Raw genomic sequence first — 17,236 nt, 5'->3', positions numbered from 1 at the left:
CGAGTCGCGTCGTTTCACGTGGAACATGGCGCGGCTCGTTAGCGCTTCCTACTCCGCGCCTTCGGCGGCAGGCGGCGGATCTTCACGACCGTGCTGGGGACCTCTAGTACTGCGGTGCCGCATTCGACGATCAGCGGAGCGGCCCCGCCGGCTTTGCTGATGGCGGCGCCGTCCCGCTCGATCTCGTCCGCCGCGCTGGCGCCCTTGAGGGCGACCAGGAAGCCGTCGGGACGGACCAGTGGAAGGCACCAGTCCGCGAGCCGGGCGAGCGGGGCAACCGCGCGAGCGGTGACGATGTCGGCGCCACCGAGCTGCTCACGCACAGGCCGCTCCTCCGCGCGTCCACGGACGATGGTGATCGGGAGTTCCAGCTTCTCGGCCACCTCGGCCAACCAGTCCACCCGGCGGGCCATCGGTTCGAGCAAGACGATATCGAGGTCCGGTCGTGCGATCGCGAGCGGTACACCCGGAAGCCCCGCACCCGACCCGACGTCGACGACCCGAGCCCCCTCAGGCATCTGCTCGCCGATCACCGCCGAGTTGAGCACGTGCCGCTCCCACAGCCGCTCGACCTCCCGCGGCCCGATCAACCCCCGCTCGACCCCGTGGCTCTCCAGGAGTTCGACGTACCCAGCGGCTTGGCCCACCCGCGCACCGAACACCCGCTCCGCCGCGGCCCGCACCGCCACCGCGGCCTGCTCCAAGCTCACTCCGTCTACTCCTCGTCCGCGCGTTTCACGTGAAACGGCGCTCGTTCGATTGTCCCTGATGTCGAGTCGAAAACGAGCCGACAGACCGCAGATGTGGACAACTCCACTCGCGCGGCGCACGCGCAGGAGGCCGAGGAGTCCGTTCCACGTGAAACATGGCGGCGGTGGGTCAGCCTCGGACACCCGGGGCGCGCTCTTCCGGCGACCGGCCGGTCGCGTGCGAGGCCGAACGGCCCACGTTCCACGTGAAACCTCACCGCTGTAATTCGCCCAACCGCTGCCGAGCATTCCACAGCCGGATCCCGCCGAACCCGCACGAGCTCGCCATCGCTGAGTCGACGAACGCTCGCCGGCACCCCGCAACTCGATCCCCACCGACTCGCGCAGCGCGAGCCGATCGCCCATCGGCTCCGCCGGGCCGAGCGGCTCCACAGCCGCACCTCGCTCCAGTCGCACTCGATCGCGCGGGCCGAACCCAGCCGAGCGCCGCAGCGCCCTTTGGTCAAAAAAGCGGCCCCACCCGAACCAGTCGGATGGGGCCGCTCCAAGAACCGAAGCTCAGGACTCCGGGAAAATCACCACGCGCCGCTTCGGGTCTTCGCCCTCGCTCTCGCTCGTGACGCCCGAGACCGTTGCCACCGCGTCGTGGACCACCTTGCGCTCGAACGGGCTCATCGGCTGGAGCCGCACCCGCTCGCCGCTCGACAGGACCGACTCCGCCGTCGAACGGCCGAGCTCGCGCAGCTCCTCGCGGCGGTCCGCGCGCCAGCCCGCGATGTCCAGCATCAGCCGGCTGCGGGAGCCGGTCTCCTGCTGGACCGCCAGGCGGGTCAGCTCCTGCAGCGCCTCGAGCACCGTGCCGCGGGGGCCGACGAGCTTCTCGAGGTCCTCGCCGCCGTCGATGCTCACGATCGCGCGGCCCGCTTCGACGTCCAGGTCGATGTCGCCGTCGTAGTCGAGGAGGTCCAGCAGGCGTTCGAGGTAGTCGCCCGCGATGTCGCCCTCCTGGACGAGGACGTCGTCGCCACCTCCCGCCTTCTGCTCGCCCGCCTCCTCGCCGGCCGCACCCGGCGTTGTGTCGTCCTGATCGGCTTCGATCTTGTCGATCGTCTCCGACATCATTCGTCTCCTCTCCGAACCGGTCGCGCCTCAGCGGCGCTTCCGGCCCGACTTCCTGGTCGAGTCTTTGAGGAGCCCGGGCACTCCCGTGCCGTTCTCCTTCGAGCCGTTCTGGCCGTTCGGGCTTTTCGCCTCGGCCGCGGCCGGGGTCTGCTCGGCTGCCGTGGCGGCGGCCGCCGAAGCGGCTTCGGCCTTCTCCTGCGCCGTCTGCGCGAAGCCGTGGGCCGAGCCCGCCTTGGTGACCTTCTTCTGCGAGCCGCCCTGGGCCGGCTGGTTCTTCTTCTGCTGGACCGGCTTCTGCCCGACCTTCGGCGCGGTCGGCTTCTGACCCGGCTTCGGGCCGAGCGACGCGCGCTTCTCCGCGGCCTCCGCCTTGCGGGCCGCCTCTTCCTTGTCGATCTTCGTGTAGACGAAGCGCTGCTGCATCAGGGTCCAGCCGTTGTTCGCCAGCCAGTAGAAGAGGAGGCCGAGCGGGAACAGCGCACCGAAGACGAGGACACCGAGCGGGAAGATGTACATCGTCAGCTTGTTCATGATCGCGGTCTGCGGGGTGGCCGACGCGGCGTTCTGCCGGGCCACCGAGTGCCGCGCGGTGAGGTGCGTGGCGATGGACGCGACGATCATCAGCGGCAGGGCGACCGGGAGCACGCTCCAGTGGAAGCCGACGTTCGTGGCACCACCGCTGACGACGCCGACACCGTTGTAGACGGCTTCACCGAGGTTGACGCCGAAGAGCTTCGCGTTGACGTAGGACTCGACGTCGTGCTGCGTGAAGAAGTAGTTCTCGGTCTTCGGGCCACCGCCGGGCGGCGGCATCGTGAACGCGCGCAGGACGTGGTTCAGGCCGATGAAGACCGGGATCTGGAGCAGCATCGGCAGGCAGCTGCCCAGCGGGTTGACGCCGTGCTCGCGCTGGAGCTTCTGCATCTCCTGCGCCTGGCGCTGCTTGTCGTTCGCGTACTTCTTCTGGAGCTTCTTCATCTCCGGCGCGAAGTCCTGCATCTTCTTCATCGACCGGACCTGGTTCACGAACGGCTTGAACATGATGCCGCGGACCGTGAACGTCAGGAAGATGATGCCGAGGATCCAGGAGATCGCCGCGGCCTCACCGAAGACGAACCCAAAGACCTTGTGCCAACACCAGAGGATGAAGGACACGGGGTAGTAGATGAAATCGAGCACTGCTGCTACTCCTCGATCGGTGTTTCAGGTCTGCGGTGGCGCCACGAGAACGTCTCGGGGACCGGGTCACGGCCGGGCGGTGTCCACGGGCCGCAGCGCAGCAGCCGGCGCAGCGCGAGGTAGGAGCCGCGGCCGGCGCCGTGCCGGGTGAGGGCTTCGACTGCGTACGCGCTGCAGCTCGGGTAGAACCGGCAAGCCGGGGGGAGGAAGGGCGAGATCGCCTTGCGGTAGAGCTTGATGGGGAGCAGCAGCACCCAGGCGACCGGGCCGGGCCGCGGGGGCGAGGGCTCGACGTCGTGCTCGGAGTGGTCGTGCTCGGGGGTGGCTCGCATGCCGGTCACACCGCTGATCCGTGGTCGGGGGCCGCGTCCGCGGGACGCGTCGGGCGGGGGACATCCCCGGCCGGACGGCGCGACGACAGCAGACCCAGCCGGCGCAGTGCGCCCTCGAGGTCGGAGCCGAGCTCGGCGCTGGACGCGGTCGCCGCCGGCGGCAATGCCCGTACGACCAACGAAGTTCCGGCGGGCAGGGTTCCGATCCGGGCCGAAACGAGATGACGCAGCCGGCGGGTGACGCGGTGGCGGACCACCGAGTTCCCGACGGCCTTGCTCACCACAAAACCCGCCCTGGTCGCCGACGAGGCATCGGCGGCCATGGACGGGTCCGTGGTCAACGCGTGGACGACGAGACGGCGCCTGCCTGCCCGGGATCCGCGACGGAGAACCACGCGGAAGTCCTCACTCCGCCGCAGACGTGCGGCAGCCGGCAGCACGGCGCGCCCCGACGTGCCGGATCAGGCGGACAGCGCTTCGCGGCCCTTGCGACGGCGGGCCGCCAGGATGGCCCGGCCGGCGCGGGTCCGCATGCGGAGGCGGAACCCGTGGGTCTTCGCGCGGCGGCGGTTGTTCGGCTGGAAGGTGCGCTTACCCTTGCTCACTGCTTCTCCTGTGTGTCGCGTCGGACGCGGGGAAAGCTTCCCCGTCGCCTGGCGTGTCGTGCGGGCGCACGGCAGTCTCTGGTGTCTCCTACCAACGTGTGGCCTCGTCACGACGAGCGACGACAACGTGGGCGCGCAAAACGCACCCGTCGCATACGGGAGACCTTACGAGGGTACGCACCCCCGTCGGGCGGCCGGTAAGCACCCCCTCGGCCACGGTCCGCGACCGCCTGGTTCCGCCCGAGATCAACGACGCCCCGGCACCGAATGGCAACACGCCGTACACCGTGAAATGCTGGCGACCCAGGATGCCTTGTGGCAGCGGGCGGGGCTTGTTAGCGTGCCTCTCTCGGGTCACCGGTCGAGGTGCACGAGTATCCGGGTGGTGGAGTGCCCACCGACGTACGACGAGCCCGCAGGTGGCGTCGCCGCGGGTCGCCGTACATTAGTGCACAGCTGTGGACAACTATGTGGATATTCGCTGTGCCGAAACGCACGCGGTCCGCCGGGGAGCGCCGGACCGCGTGAGCGGGAACGTTCGGTCCGTCCACACCGACGAGGGGAGGGGAGCCAGCCAGGTGTCGGATCACCAGCACAATCTGGGTGTCATCTGGGAACAGGTGGTACGCGAACTGTCCGACGGGACCCTGTCCCCGCAGCAGCGCGCCTGGATGCGGGTGACCCGCCCGATCGGCTTGCTCGACGGCACCGCCCTCCTCGCCGCGCCGAGCGACTTCGCGAAGGAAGCGATCGAACGCGGCCTGCGCGGCGCGATCACCGACGCGCTTTCCCGGCGGCTCGGCCGCGCCATTTCGCTCGCGGTGAAGGTGGACAGCGCCGAAGCCGTCGCCCCGGTCGCCGCGCCCCGGTACGTGCCGTCACCCGGCCGGGTGGAAAACGGCGCCGGTCCCGAGCCGGCGCCCGCGCCGATGCCGGGCCCCGGCCCGATGCTGCCGCCGCCGCGCCCCGAGCCGGCTCCGCCGCTGCCCCAGGCCGTCGCCACGAAGCCGGACGACGGTGACGACACCGACGAAGAAGTCGACGAAGAGGGCGAGGCGCTCGCCGCCGTGCACGAGATCTGGCCGACGTTCTCCGGCCAGCCGATCGCCGGCCAGCCCTACACCGCGCCGGCGCAGCCGCAGACGTCGAAGACGAAGCTGAACGAGAAGTACACCTTCGACACCTTTGTCATCGGCGCGTCCAACCGCTTCGCGCACGCGGCCGCGGTCGCCGTCGCCGAAGCGCCGGCCCGCGCGTACAACCCGCTCTTCATCTGGGGTGAGTCCGGGCTCGGCAAGACGCACCTGCTGCACGCGGTCGGCCACTACGCCCAGCGCCTCTTCCCCGGCATGCGCGTCCGGTACGTCTCGACCGAAGAGTTCACGAACGACTTCATCAACTCGCTGCGAGACGACCGCAAGGTCGCGTTCCAGCGGCGCTACCGCGACATCGACATCCTGCTCGTCGACGACATCCAGTTCCTGGAAGGCAAAGAAGGTACGCAGGAAGAGTTCTTCCACACCTTCAACACCCTCCACAACGCGAACAAGCAGATCGTCGTCAGCTCCGACCGCCCGCCGAAGCGCCTCGAGACGCTGGAAGACCGGCTGCGGACGCGGTTCGAGTGGGGCCTGATCACCGACATCCAGCCGCCCGAGCTCGAGACGCGCATCGCGATCCTCCGCAAGAAGGCGGCCCAGGATCGGCTCGCCGTGCCGGGTGACGTCCTGGAGTTCATCGCCTCGCGTGTCGAGGCGAACATCCGGGAGCTCGAAGGCGCACTGATCCGCGTCACCGCGTTCGCGTCGCTCAACCAGCAGCCAGTGGACGCCGGCCTGGCGGAGATCGTGCTGCGCGACCTCATCCCCGACTCGCACGCCCCGGAGATCACCGCGCCCACGATCATGGGTGTCATCTCCGAGTTCTTCGACGTGACGCTCGACGACCTCTGCGGCCCCGGCAAGACGAAGGCGCTCGCCACGGCCCGCCAGATCGCGATGTACCTCTGCCGCGAGCTGACCGACATGTCGCTGCCGAAGATCGGGCAGACGTTCGGCGGCCGCGACCACACGACCGTCATGCACGCGGACAAGAAGATCCGCAAGGAGATGGCCGAGCGCCGGCGCATCTACGACCAGGTGCAGGAGCTGACGTCGCGCATCAAGCAGCGCGCCCGCCAGTAGCACATCCCTTATCCCGCAACGACTTCGGGGCGTCCACGCACAGTGGACGCCCCTTTGTCGTGTTTGGACTGTCCGAAGCGTACGGAGCACGCGAAGCAGCGAAGCCGCCTACGCGCGCTTCGCAAACTCGCGAAAATTGTTTGTACACAAGGAAGTTTCCCCATGGTGTGGGCAGATTGCCCACAGTGCCAACGGGTCTCCCATCAGCGACGACGCCGAATCCGTCCACACCCCGCCCACAGGCGATCCACAGGGAATCCACACCTCTGTCCACGCTGAATCCCCAGGTTGCCCACATCTTGTGCACAGCGGGGGCCGATCACCCGGAAGGGCGAACCGGACCGCTCCGTCCGCCCCCAGGAACAGTCCCAAACCTGGGGACAACCGTGGGGACAACTGGGGACAGCTGTGGACGAATCGGGGGTCGCCCGAAACCATCCACGGACGCCCTCGGTTGCCCACAGGATCGCCACCCAGGTTCTCCACACGCCCGCGACCGCTCCGACCAGCGCGAACGAGCTCAATCCACACAATCCACAACGCTTACTACTGCTACTGCCTTTAGATCTCTTCTAAGAGAGAAAAAGATAAAAACAGGCGAAGGACGAAGTTGGGGACAGCCGCGAGAACGTGTCGTCAAGTCGACAAAGTCAAGGGGAGGCCGAGGTGACGCGGGCCGCCGCGACGGCCTAACGTGGACGCCTGCACCTGGTCCGTGCTCCGGCCGCTCAACGCGGAGGGCGGACCGGCCGGACGAGGCAGCCGGTCACTGCCCAGCCAGAACGAGGCCTGGCCCGAGCCGACCGCGGCTCGGTCGTCGAAAGGATGCGCGCATGAAGATCCGCGTCGAGCGTGACGGGCTCGCCGACGCCGTCGCGTGGGTGGCCAGAAGCCTCCCCTCCCGGCCTCCGGTGCCGGTACTGGGCGGTGTCCTGCTCGACGCCGGTTCCGACGGCGAAACCGACGCGCTGACCGTCTCGGGCTTCGACTACGAGGTGTCCGCGACGGTGGGCGTCCCCGCGACGATCGCCGACGGCGGCCGGCTCCTGGTTTCCGGGCGTCTGCTCGCCGACATCACCAAGGCGCTGCCCGCGCAGCCGGTCGAGATCTCCGTCGACGGCGCGCGCGCCACCATCACGTGCGGCAGCGCGCGCTTCTCCCTGCCGACCATGCCGGTCGAGGACTACCCGCAGCTGCCGTCCCAGCCCGCCTTCGCGGGCGAGCTCGCCGGCGACGCGTTCGGCCAGGCCGTCACCCAGGTCGTCGTCGCCGCGGGCAAGGACGACACGCTCCCGATGCTCACCGGCATGCGGCTGGAGATCTCCGGCAGCTCGCTGACCCTCGTCGCGACCGACCGCTTCCGGCTCGCCATGCGCGAGTTCACCTGGCAGCCGGCCGAGGGCCTGGCCGACGCCGCGGTGCTCGTCCCGGCGCGCACCCTCGCCGAAGCGGCCAAGACGCTCGGCGCGAGCGGCGCCACGATCCGCCTCGCGCTCGCCAGCGGCGAGGGCCTGCTCGGTCTCTCCGGTTCCGGGCGCTACACGACGACCCGTCTGCTCGACGCGGAGTTCCCGCCGTACCGCCAGTTGCTGCCCGCGTCGCACACCTCACGCGCGGTCATCGACGTGTCCGCTCTCACCGAGTCCATCAAGCGCGTTTCCCTGGTGGCGGAGCGGGGGACTCAGGTACGACTGGAGTTCGGGGACAACACACTGCGGTTGTCCGCGGGCGGCGACGACGAAGGAAGCGCCGAAGAGGAGCTTCAGGTCGAGTACGAAGGTGAGCCGGTGACCATCGCGTTCAACCCGGGTTACCTCGTCGACGGCCTGGGCGCGCTCCACAGCGACCGGGCGGAGCTGACGTTCACGACGCCGAACCGGCCCGCGCTGATCAAGCCCGCCGACCCCGAGGGCAACGTCGTCCCCGGCTACCTCTACCTCCTGATGCCGGTCCGCCTTCCCGGCTGACCGCACTTTCCTGAGCACGTAAGGGGATCCGATGGTTCAGCTCGGTCTGATCGGCCTGGGCAAGATGGGCTTCAACATGCGTGAGCGGCTGCGCGCGGCCGGTCACGAGGTGGTCGGGTACGACCGCAACCCCGACGTCACGGACACGACGTCGCTCGAGGACCTGGTGTCCAAACTGGAGGGTCCGCGGATCGTCTGGATCATGGTCCCGGCCGGCGACCCGACCCGGCAGACCGTGACCGAGCTGGGCAACCTGCTGTCCGAAGGCGACATGGTCATCGACGGCGGCAACTCGAAGTACACCGACGACAAGCTGAACGCCGACCTGCTCGCCGCGAAGAACATCGGTTACGTCGACTGCGGCGTGTCCGGTGGTGTGTGGGGCAAGGACAACGGCTACGGCCTGATGGTCGGCGGCACGGCCGCGGACGTCGAGCGCGCGATGCCGGTCTTCGACGCGCTGCGCCCGGAAGGCCCGCGCGAGGAAGGCTTCTCGCACGCGGGCGACGTCGGCGCGGGTCACTACGCGAAGATGATCCACAACGGCATCGAGTACGGCATGATGCAGGCCTTCGCGGAAGGCTTCGAACTGCTCGAGGCCGCGAAGGTCGTCAACGACGTGCCCGCGGTGATCAAGGGCTGGCAGCGCGGCACGGTCGTCCGGTCCTGGCTGCTCGACCTGCTCGTGCGCGCGCTGGACGAAGACCCGGAGCTGGACGACCTCGAGGGGTACGTCGAGGACTCCGGCGAAGGCCGGTGGACGCTCGAAGAGGCGATCAACAACGCAGTGCCGGCGCCGGTCATCTCGGCCGCGCTCTTCGCGCGCTTCGCGTCGCGCCAGGAGCACTCGGCCGCGATGCGCGCGGTCGCCGCGTTGCGCAACCAGTTCGGCGGGCACGCCGTGAAGAAGGTCGGCGGATAAGGAGTTCCTGGTGTATCTGCGTCATCTGCAGGTCACCGACTTCCGTTCCTGGCCCCAGGCCGATCTCGCGCTCGAACCGGGGCCGACCGTGCTGGTCGGCCAGAACGGTCGCGGCAAGACCAACCTGCTCGAAGCGATCGGGTACGTCGCGACGCTGGGCTCGCACCGCGTCGCGACGGACGCGCCGCTGATCCGGCACGGCTGTGAACGCGCGCTGGTGCGGGTCGCGGTGGTCAACGAAGACCGCGAGCTGACCGTCGAGCTCGAGATCACCGCCGGCCGGGCCAACCGCGCGCGGGTCAACCGCGGCGCGGTCGGCCGGCCGCGGGACGTGCTCGGCATCCTGCGCACGGTGCTGTTCTCCCCGGAGGACCTCGCGCTCGTGCGGGGCGACCCGGGCGAGCGGCGCCGGTTCCTCGACGAGCTGCTGGTGCTGCGTGCGCCGCGGTACGCCGGGGTCCGGGCGGACTACGAGAAGGTGCTGAAGCAGCGAAACGCCCTGCTCAAGACGGCGGGCAAGCGCCGTACGGGTCGCGAAGACCCGTACGCGCTGTCGACGCTCGAAGTCTGGGACGACCACCTGTCGGTGGCGGGCGCGGAGCTGCTGGCCGCGCGTCTGAACCTCGTCGCGGACCTCGGGCCGTACGCGGCTTCGGCGTACATGGGTGTCGCGCCGGACTCCCGGCCGGCGAAGATCTCGTACCGGTCTTCGCTGGGTGACGCGCTGCCGGAGACGTACGGCGTACCGGATGGCGAGCGGGCGCAACCCGAGGTCCTCAAGGACGTCTTACTCAAGGCGCTCGGAGAGGCCCGGAAGGCCGAGCTCGAGCGTGGGATCAGTCTCGTCGGCCCGCACCGGGACGAGCTGGAGCTGATCCTGGGCCAGGCGCCGGCCAAGGGCTACGCGAGTCACGGCGAGTCGTGGTCGTTCGCGCTCGCCCTCCGGCTGGGCAGCTACGAGCTGCTGCGCGCGGAGGCGGGTGAGCCGGTGCTCCTGCTCGACGACGTGTTCGCCGAGCTGGACCGCAAGCGCCGGGCCCGGCTGGCCGAGGTGGCCGCGAGCGCCGAACAGGTGCTGGTGACCGCGGCGGTCGACGAAGACGTGCCCAGTGAGCTGGCGGGGAGCCGGTTCGTGGTGGCGGATGGTGAGGTCACGCGTGGCTGAGCAGGACGACCGAGCACCCGGTGTGACGGGCCACACAAAGCGCACCCGATCTGGGGACAAACCTGTGGACAGTGTGGATAACACGGTGCAGGAGTTATCGCTGCCCGTGACCGTGCGGCCAGATAGGTGGCACAAAACGCCCGAAAGCGACACCAAATCCCCGGTTGGTACTGAGCGTGACGGCGACGCTGGGCCGAACGAGGATGCTCCGACCGGACGCGACCTCGCGCACGCCGCCCTCGAAGCCGCGAAGGCCAAGGCGAAGGAGCGGGGCGTCCCGCCGGGCCGCCGTCGCCCCGCGGTCGGCGGCGGCCAGAACCCGCGGCGCCGGCGCTGGTCGGGACCGGGCGCGGACGCGCGCGACCCGCAGCCGCTCGGCCGGCTCGTCTCCCGGCTCGTCAGCGACCGCGGCTGGAGCGAGAGCGTCACCGGCGCCCGCGTTTTCGCCCAGTGGGCGCGGCTCGTCGGCGAGGACGTCGCCGAACACGCCCAGCCGGTCGCGCTGAAAGACGGTGAACTGACGGTCCGCGCGAGCTCCACCGCGTGGGCCACCCAGCTCCGGTTGCTGCAGGGAAAACTGCTGGCCAAGATCGCGGCGGGCGTCGGGAACGGCGTGGTCAAGCGCATGCGGATCCAGGGTCCGACCGCCCCGAGCTGGCGGAAAGGCCCCCGTCACGTGCCCGGGCGCGGCCCGCGTGACACGTACGGCTGACCCGGGTTGCGCGATGCTCGGTTGAATGCCCCGAGAACGCATCCAGACCTCCCGAGATACGTCAAGACTCGACTCGAACCGATTTCGTCCGTCTGTGACGCGTTCAGGGGTGTCCTTGCCGCATGTCAGCGGACGCGGCCAAGTACACTGGAGGCGAGCGAGTATCCGCTCGGGCGAGACGAGGAGAAACAAGGCCTGTGACCGAGAACAAGAGCGAGTACAACGCGTCGTCGATCACGGTGCTCGAAGGCCTCGAAGCGGTCCGCAAGCGCCCCGGCATGTACATCGGTTCCACGGGTGAACGCGGTCTGCACCACCTCGTCCAGGAGGTCGTCGACAACTCCGTGGACGAGGCGATGGCCGGGTACGCCACCAAGGTCGAGGTTACCCTCCTCGCCGACGGCGGGGTGCGCGTCGTCGACGACGGCCGCGGCATCCCGGTCGACATGCACCCCAAGGAGAACAAGCCGACCATCGAGGTCGTGCTCACCCAGCTCCACGCGGGCGGCAAGTTCGACAGCGACTCCTACGCGGTGTCCGGCGGCCTGCACGGCGTCGGCATCTCCGTGGTGAACGCGCTGTCGACGAAGCTGCTCGCCGAGGTCAAGTACGGCGGCCGCAGCTGGCGCCAGCTGTACACCGACCAGATCCCCGGCCCCCTCGAAGACCTCGGCCCGGCGACCGAGACCGGCACGACCATGACGTTCTGGGCCGACGGCGACATCTTCGAGACCACGACCTACAACTTCGAGACGATCTCGCGCCGCCTCCAGGAGATGGCGTTCCTCAACAAGGGGCTGACGCTGTCCCTGCGCGACGAGCGCGTCGCCGACGAGGAGACCGAGGAAGACGCCGAGGGCAAGGTCGCGCGCGTCAAGGAGAAGGTCTACTGCTACCCGGGCGGGCTCGAAGACTTCGTCAAGCACATCAACGGCAGCAAGGACCCGATCCACCCCAGCGTGATCTCCTTCGACGCGAAGGGCACCGGCCTCGAGGTCGAGGTCGCGATGCAGTGGAACACCGGGTTCACGCCGTCGGTCTACACGTTCGCCAACACGATCAACACGCACGAGGGCGGCACCCACGAAGAGGGCTTCCGCGCCGCGCTGACCCGCGTCGTCAACTCCTACGCGCGCGACAAGAAGCTGCTCAAGGAGAAGGACGCCAACCTGACCGGTGACGACGTGCGCGAGGGCCTCGCCGCGATCGTCTCGATCAAGCTGGGCGAGCCGCAGTTCGAGGGCCAGACCAAGACCAAGCTGGGCAACAGCGAGGCCAAGACGTTCGTGCAGCAGCAGTCGAACGAGTGGCTGGCGGACTGGTTCGAGCGCAACCCCACCGAGGCGAAGACGATCATCAACAAGTCGATCTCCTCGGCGCAGGCGCGGATGGCCGCGCGCAAGGCGCGTGACCTGGTCCGCCGCAAGGGCGCGCTGGAGATCGGCGGCCTGCCCGGCAAGCTGAAGGACTGCCGTTCGACCAACCCCGCGGAGTGCGAGCTCTACATCGTCGAGGGTGACTCGGCCGGCGGTTCGGCCAAGGAGGGCCGCGACTCGATGTACCAGGCGATCCTGCCGATCCGCGGCAAGATCATCAACGTCGAGAAGGCCCGCATCGACCGCGTCCTCAAGAACACCGAGGTCCAGTCGCTGATCACCGCGCTGGGCACCGGCATCCACGACGAGTTCGACATCGAGAAGCTGCGCTACCACAAGATCGTGCTGATGGCCGACGCCGACGTCGACGGCCAGCACATCACCACGCTGCTGCTCACCCTGCTGTTCCGGTTCATGACCCCGCTCATCGAACACGGCCACGTCTTCCTGTCGCGGCCGCCGCTGTACAAGATCAAGTGGCCGCGGACGGACCCGGAGTACGCGTACTCCGACCGCGAGCGCGACGCCGTCATCCAGGCGGGCGTCGAGGCCGGCAAGAAGCTGCCGAAGGACGACGCGATCCAGCGCTACAAGGGTCTCGGCGAGATGAACGCCGAAGAGCTGTGGGAGACCACGATGGACCCGGCCAACCGGCTGCTGGGCCAGGTCACCCTCGACGACGCCGCGCAGGCCGACGAGCTGTTCTCGGTCCTGATGGGCGAGGACGTCGAGGCCCGCCGCTCGTTCATCACGCGCAACGCGAAGGACGTTCGCTTCCTGGACGTGTAGGCGTCCCCTGATCCTCGTCCCGCCAGGACCCCCGCACCCGAGAAGGACCTCATGACGGAAACCTTGCCGCCGGCTCCGGACCACGACCGGATCGAGCCGGTCGACATCCAGCAGGAGATGCAGCGCTCCTACATCGACTACGCGATGAGCGTCATCGTGTCGCGCGCGCTGCCGGACGTCCGGGACGGCCTCAAGCCGGTGCACCGGCGGGTCCTGTACTCGATGTTCGACTCCGGCTTCCGGCCGGACCGCGGGTACAACAAGTGCTCGCGCGTCGTCGGCGACGTCATGGGCAACTACCACCCGCACGGCGACTCGGCGATCTACGACGCGCTGGTCCGGCTCGCCCAGCCGTGGTCGATGCGGTACCCGCTGATCGACGGCCAGGGCAACTTCGGCTCGCCGGGCAACGACCCTGCGGCCGCCATGCGGTACACCGAGTCCCGGCTCGCGCCGCTGGCCATGCAGATGCTGGCCGACATCGAAGAAGACACCGTCGACTTCTCCGACAACTACGACGGCCGCACGCAGGAGCCCGACGTCCTGCCGTCGCGGTTCCCGAACCTGCTGGTCAACGGCGGGTCCGGGATCGCGGTCGGGATGGCGACGAACATCCCGCCGCACAACCTGCGCGAGGTCTCCGAAGGCGTCGTGTGGGCGCTGGAGAACCCCGAGGCGACCGACGACGAGCTGCTGGCCGCGCTGCTGGTGCGGATCAAGGGCCCGGACTTCCCGACCAAGGCGATGATCCTCGGCACGTCCGGCATCGAGGACGCCTACCGCACCGGCCGCGGCTCGGTCCGGATGCGCGCGGTCGTCGAGGTCGAGGAAGACGCGAAGGGCCGCACGATCCTGGTCGTGTCCGAGCTGCCGTACCAGGTCAACCCGGACAACCTCGTCGAGAACATCGCGAACCTGGTCCGCGACGGCAAGCTCACCGGCATCGCCGACATCGCCGACGAGTCCAACAGCCGCTCGGGCATGCGGATCGTCGTCACGATCAAGCGGGACGCCGTCGCGAAGGTCGTGCTGAACAACCTGTTCAAGCACACCCAGCTGCAGCAGAACTTCGGTGTCAACATGCTGGCCCTGGTCGACGGCGTGCCGCGCACGCTGCGGCTCGACCAGATCATCCGGCACTACGTGAAGCACCAGGTCGAGGTCATCGTCCGGCGGACCAAGTTCCGCCTTCGCAAGGCCGAAGAGCGGGCCCACATCCTGCGTGGGTACGTCAAGGCGCTCGACGCGCTGGACGAGGTCATCGCGCTGATCCGGCGGTCGCCGTCCGCCGACGAAGCCCGGCCGGCCCTGATGGAGCTGCTGGACGTCGACGAGATCCAGGCCACCGCGATCCTCGACATGCAGCTGCGGCGCCTGGCCGCCCTGGAGCGGCAGCGGATCATCGACCAGCTGGCCGAGATCGAGCTCGAGATCGCCGACCTGAAGGACATCCTCGAGAAGCCGGAGCGGCAGCGCGCGCTGATCCGCGACGAGCTGATGGCGATCGTCGAGAAGTACGGCGACGACCGGCGCACGAAGATCATCGGCTTCAGCGGCGACGTCACCGACGAAGAGCTCATCGCGGTCGAGGACGTCGTCGTCACGATCACCCGCACGGGGTACGCCAAGCGGACGAAAACCGACCTGTACCGCTCGCAGAAGCGCGGCGGCAAGGGTGTGCAGGGCGCGACGCTGAAGCAGGACGACATCGTCCAGCACTTCTTCGTCTGCTCGACGCACGATTGGATGCTGTTCTTCACGAACAAGGGCCGCGTCTACCGGACCAAGGCGTACGAGCTGCCCGAGGCCAACCGCAACGCGCGCGGCCAGCACGTGGCGAACCTCATGGCGTTCCAGCCGGACGAGCAGATCGCCCAGGTCATCCAGATCAAGAACTACGAGGTCGCGCCGTACCTGGTGCTCGCCACCAAGCGCGGCCTGGTGAAGAAGACCAAGCTCACCGACTTCGACTCGAACCGCTCCGGCGGCCTCATCGCCATCAACCTGCGCGAAGGCGACGAACTGGTCGGCGCGGTGCTGGCGGCGGCCGAGGACGACCTGCTCCTGGTGTCCGCCGAAGGCCAGTCGATCCGCTTCCACGCGACCGACGAGGCGCTGCGGCCGATGGGCCGCCCGACGTCCGGCGTGCTCGGGATGCGGTTCAACGACGGTGACGAGCTGCTCGGCATCAGCGTGGTCAAGGAGGACAAGTTCCTGCTGGTCGCGACGGACGGCGGCTACTCCAAGCGCACGCCGATCGAGGACTACCCGGTGCAGGGCCGCGGTGGCAAGGGTGTGCTCACCATTCAGCACGACCGCAAACGTGGCAGGCTGGTGGGTGCGCTCATCGTCGACGCCGAGGACGAGCTCTACGCGATCACCTCGAGCGGCGGCGTGATCCGCACGCCGGCGGGCGATGTGCGCAAGGCAGGACGGCAGACGAAGGGGGTCCGGCTGATGAATCTCGGCGAAGGCACCACTCTTCTCGCCGTCGCACGCAACGCCGACGAGCCCTCGGACGTCGCCAATGGTGACGTCGACGGCGACGCCCCGGAAGCACCCGAAGCGGGTGAAGGAACAACGGCGCCGTCGGAGCAGTAAGTTCACTACGGACAGCGCCCCACGGCACGGGTAAGGACTGACTCTTCGTGACACCATCCGAGAATCCCGAGGCAGCGGGTTCGAACGGGACTCCGGCGAGCCCGCCATGGCAGCGGGTCGACAAGGACGGCGACTCCGAGGCGACGGTCAAGCTGGCCACCGATGATGCGCTGTTCAAGACCGAAGCGCCGGCCGGGGAGACGCAGCCCGTCTCCCCGGACCAGCGCCCGGTGGTGACCGGAAGCGCCGCCCCCCGCCTCTTCGGCGGCGACACCCCACCGCCCGGCGAGCCCTCGGCGGCGGCGATCCCGTCGGCGTCCACCCAGCGAGCCCGCCCCAGCGCCCTGCGCCGCCCGGGCCGCGGCCCGCGCCGCGCGTCGCTGCAGGTGAAGCGGTTCGACCCGTGGTCGGTCCTCAAGCTGTCCCTGGTGCTGGGCGTGGCGATGTTCTTCGTCTGGCTCGTCGCGGTCGGCGTCCTGTACACGGTCCTCGACGGCATGGGCGTCTGGGACAAGCTGAACGGCACGTACTCGTCCCTGGTCGGCGGCGAAGGCGCCAACGCGTCGTCCGAGCCCCTGATCAGCGCGGGCCGCGTCTTCGGCATCGCAGCCATCCTCGGCGCGATCAACATCGTCCTGGTGTCCGCCCTGGCCACGGTCAGCGCGTTCATCTACAACGTGTCGGCCGACCTCGCCGGCGGCCTCGAGGTCACGCTGTCGGAGCGAGAGTAACCCGGTTGCAGGGCCCCCTCGGGGGTCCTGTAAAGTTCTCCTCGTTCAAGGGCCTATAGCTCAGGCGGTTAGAGCGCTTCGCTGATAACGAAGAGGTCCCAGGTTCAAGTCCTGGTAGGCCCACGCAGGTAGAAGGCCGGTTCGCGACACGCGAACCGGCCTTTTTCATGACCTGAGTGACAAACCGAGTGACATTCAGCGCGGGGAAGCCCGGGCTTCGTTGGTGGTTGTCCGCAGCTCATTCGCGTCGACGACGATTCCCGCAGCAGTCGTTCGGTCTGGCGAGTAGCTGGTGAGGATGACGTTGGCGAATCCGGCCTTCTCAGCGAGTCGCCGATCGATCGTGGGGACAGCGCCGGCGAAGATGGCGTTGCGGAACGAGGCGTGGCTGGTGAAGGTGGCGTCGTTGAACGAGGCGTCGCCGGTGAAGGTGGCGTTGCTGAACCAGACGTGGCCGGTGAAGGTGGCGTTGCTGAACCAGACGTGGCCGGTGAAGGTGGCGTTGCCGAACCGGGCGTGGCCGGTGAAGGTGGCGTCGTCGAACCAGGCGTCGCCGGTGAAGGTCACGTCGTCGAACCAGGCGCGGCTGGTGAAGGTGGCGTCGTTGACCCAGGCGTCGCCGGTGAAGGTCACGTCGTTGAACCGGGCGCGGCCGGCGAAGGTCACGTGGTCGAACTGGGCGTCGCCGGTGAAGGTGGCGTAGCTGAACGAGGCGCTGCTGGTGAAGGTGGCGTTGCTGAACCGGGCGTCGCCGGTGAAGGTCACGTCGTTGAACCGGGCGCGGCCGGCGAAGGTCACGTGGTCGAACTGGGCGTCGCCGGTGAAGGTGGCGTAGCTGAACG

The 17,236-nt window shown here is 68.8% G+C and carries 15 protein-coding genes and 1 tRNA gene; 9 read left to right on the top strand and 7 right to left on the bottom strand.

Features of this window, described 5'->3' with window-relative positions:
• Positions 1 to 38 precede the first annotated feature (38 nt).
• The 6 genes from rsmG to rpmH all read right to left on the bottom strand — a co-directional run bounded on the left by rsmG (position 39) and on the right by rpmH (position 3,948).
• Positions 39 to 710, bottom strand: coding sequence for a 16S rRNA (guanine(527)-N(7))-methyltransferase RsmG (rsmG, locus tag ACZ63E_RS00825; protein WP_465333283.1), 672 nt, complete (start codon positions 708 to 710; stop codon positions 39 to 41).
• Between the two features lie 558 nt (positions 711 to 1,268).
• Positions 1,269 to 1,829, bottom strand: a complete 561-nt coding sequence (locus ACZ63E_RS00820; protein ID WP_465306511.1) for a Jag family protein — start codon at positions 1,827 to 1,829, stop codon at positions 1,269 to 1,271.
• Positions 1,830 to 1,859: 30 nt separating this feature from the next.
• Positions 1,860 to 3,011 (bottom strand): membrane protein insertase YidC, encoded by a 1,152-nt coding sequence (gene yidC / locus ACZ63E_RS00815; RefSeq protein WP_465333281.1) that lies wholly within the window; start codon positions 3,009 to 3,011, stop codon positions 1,860 to 1,862.
• 5 nt (positions 3,012 to 3,016) lie between these two features.
• Positions 3,017 to 3,343, bottom strand: coding sequence for a membrane protein insertion efficiency factor YidD (gene yidD / locus ACZ63E_RS00810; RefSeq protein WP_465307030.1), 327 nt, complete (start codon positions 3,341 to 3,343; stop codon positions 3,017 to 3,019).
• Between the two features lie 5 nt (positions 3,344 to 3,348).
• On the bottom strand, positions 3,349 to 3,783 hold the full coding sequence (gene rnpA, locus ACZ63E_RS00805) for a ribonuclease P protein component (RefSeq protein WP_465306507.1): 435 nt from the start codon (positions 3,781 to 3,783) through the stop codon (positions 3,349 to 3,351).
• Positions 3,784 to 3,804: 21 nt separating this feature from the next.
• Complete coding sequence (rpmH, locus tag ACZ63E_RS00800; RefSeq protein WP_091288857.1) at positions 3,805 to 3,948, bottom strand: 50S ribosomal protein L34; 144 nt, start codon at positions 3,946 to 3,948, stop codon at positions 3,805 to 3,807.
• 578 nt (positions 3,949 to 4,526) lie between these two features.
• Here rpmH and dnaA point away from each other — a divergent pair.
• The 9 genes from dnaA (at position 4,527) to ACZ63E_RS00755 (ending at position 16,517) form a co-directional block, all read left to right on the top strand.
• Positions 4,527 to 6,131 (top strand): chromosomal replication initiator protein DnaA, encoded by a 1,605-nt coding sequence (dnaA, locus tag ACZ63E_RS00795; protein WP_465306505.1) that lies wholly within the window; start codon positions 4,527 to 4,529, stop codon positions 6,129 to 6,131.
• Between the two features lie 833 nt (positions 6,132 to 6,964).
• On the top strand, positions 6,965 to 8,098 hold the full coding sequence (dnaN, locus tag ACZ63E_RS00790; protein WP_451970796.1) for a DNA polymerase III subunit beta: 1,134 nt from the start codon (positions 6,965 to 6,967) through the stop codon (positions 8,096 to 8,098).
• Positions 8,099 to 8,129: 31 nt separating this feature from the next.
• On the top strand, positions 8,130 to 9,020 hold the full coding sequence (gene gnd / locus ACZ63E_RS00785) for a phosphogluconate dehydrogenase (NAD(+)-dependent, decarboxylating) (RefSeq protein ID WP_465333280.1): 891 nt from the start codon (positions 8,130 to 8,132) through the stop codon (positions 9,018 to 9,020).
• A gap of 10 nt (positions 9,021 to 9,030) precedes the next feature.
• Positions 9,031 to 10,185: a DNA replication/repair protein RecF gene (gene recF, locus ACZ63E_RS00780; protein WP_465333279.1), complete on the top strand. Its 1,155-nt coding sequence runs from the start codon at positions 9,031 to 9,033 to the stop codon at positions 10,183 to 10,185.
• Between the two features lie 106 nt (positions 10,186 to 10,291).
• Positions 10,292 to 10,897 carry a DciA family protein gene (locus tag ACZ63E_RS00775; RefSeq protein WP_465334325.1) on the top strand — a complete coding sequence of 202 codons (606 nt, stop codon included), beginning with the start codon at positions 10,292 to 10,294 and terminating at the stop codon, positions 10,895 to 10,897.
• A 197-nt stretch (positions 10,898 to 11,094) separates the two neighbouring features.
• Positions 11,095 to 13,062: a DNA topoisomerase (ATP-hydrolyzing) subunit B gene (gyrB, locus tag ACZ63E_RS00770; RefSeq protein WP_465333277.1), complete on the top strand. Its 1,968-nt coding sequence runs from the start codon at positions 11,095 to 11,097 to the stop codon at positions 13,060 to 13,062.
• A gap of 51 nt (positions 13,063 to 13,113) precedes the next feature.
• A complete protein-coding gene (gene gyrA, locus ACZ63E_RS00765) occupies positions 13,114 to 15,663 on the top strand; it encodes a DNA gyrase subunit A (RefSeq protein WP_465333275.1) in 2,550 nt (849 codons plus the stop codon).
• 47 nt (positions 15,664 to 15,710) lie between these two features.
• Positions 15,711 to 16,394 (top strand): DUF3566 domain-containing protein, encoded by a 684-nt coding sequence (locus ACZ63E_RS00760; RefSeq protein WP_465333274.1) that lies wholly within the window; start codon positions 15,711 to 15,713, stop codon positions 16,392 to 16,394.
• Positions 16,395 to 16,443: 49 nt separating this feature from the next.
• A tRNA-Ile gene (locus tag ACZ63E_RS00755) sits at positions 16,444 to 16,517 on the top strand.
• Between the two features lie 72 nt (positions 16,518 to 16,589).
• On the opposite strand, the gene ACZ63E_RS00750 is transcribed toward ACZ63E_RS00755, so the two are convergent.
• The coding region (locus tag ACZ63E_RS00750; RefSeq protein ID WP_465333272.1) for a pentapeptide repeat-containing protein at positions 16,590 to 17,236 on the bottom strand (647 nt) is incomplete at its 5' end.

The organism is Amycolatopsis sp. NPDC104819, assembly GCF_055583145.1.
Note: the sequence above shows the minus strand (reverse complement) of the source record. Positions and strands in the feature narration are given on the sequence as shown.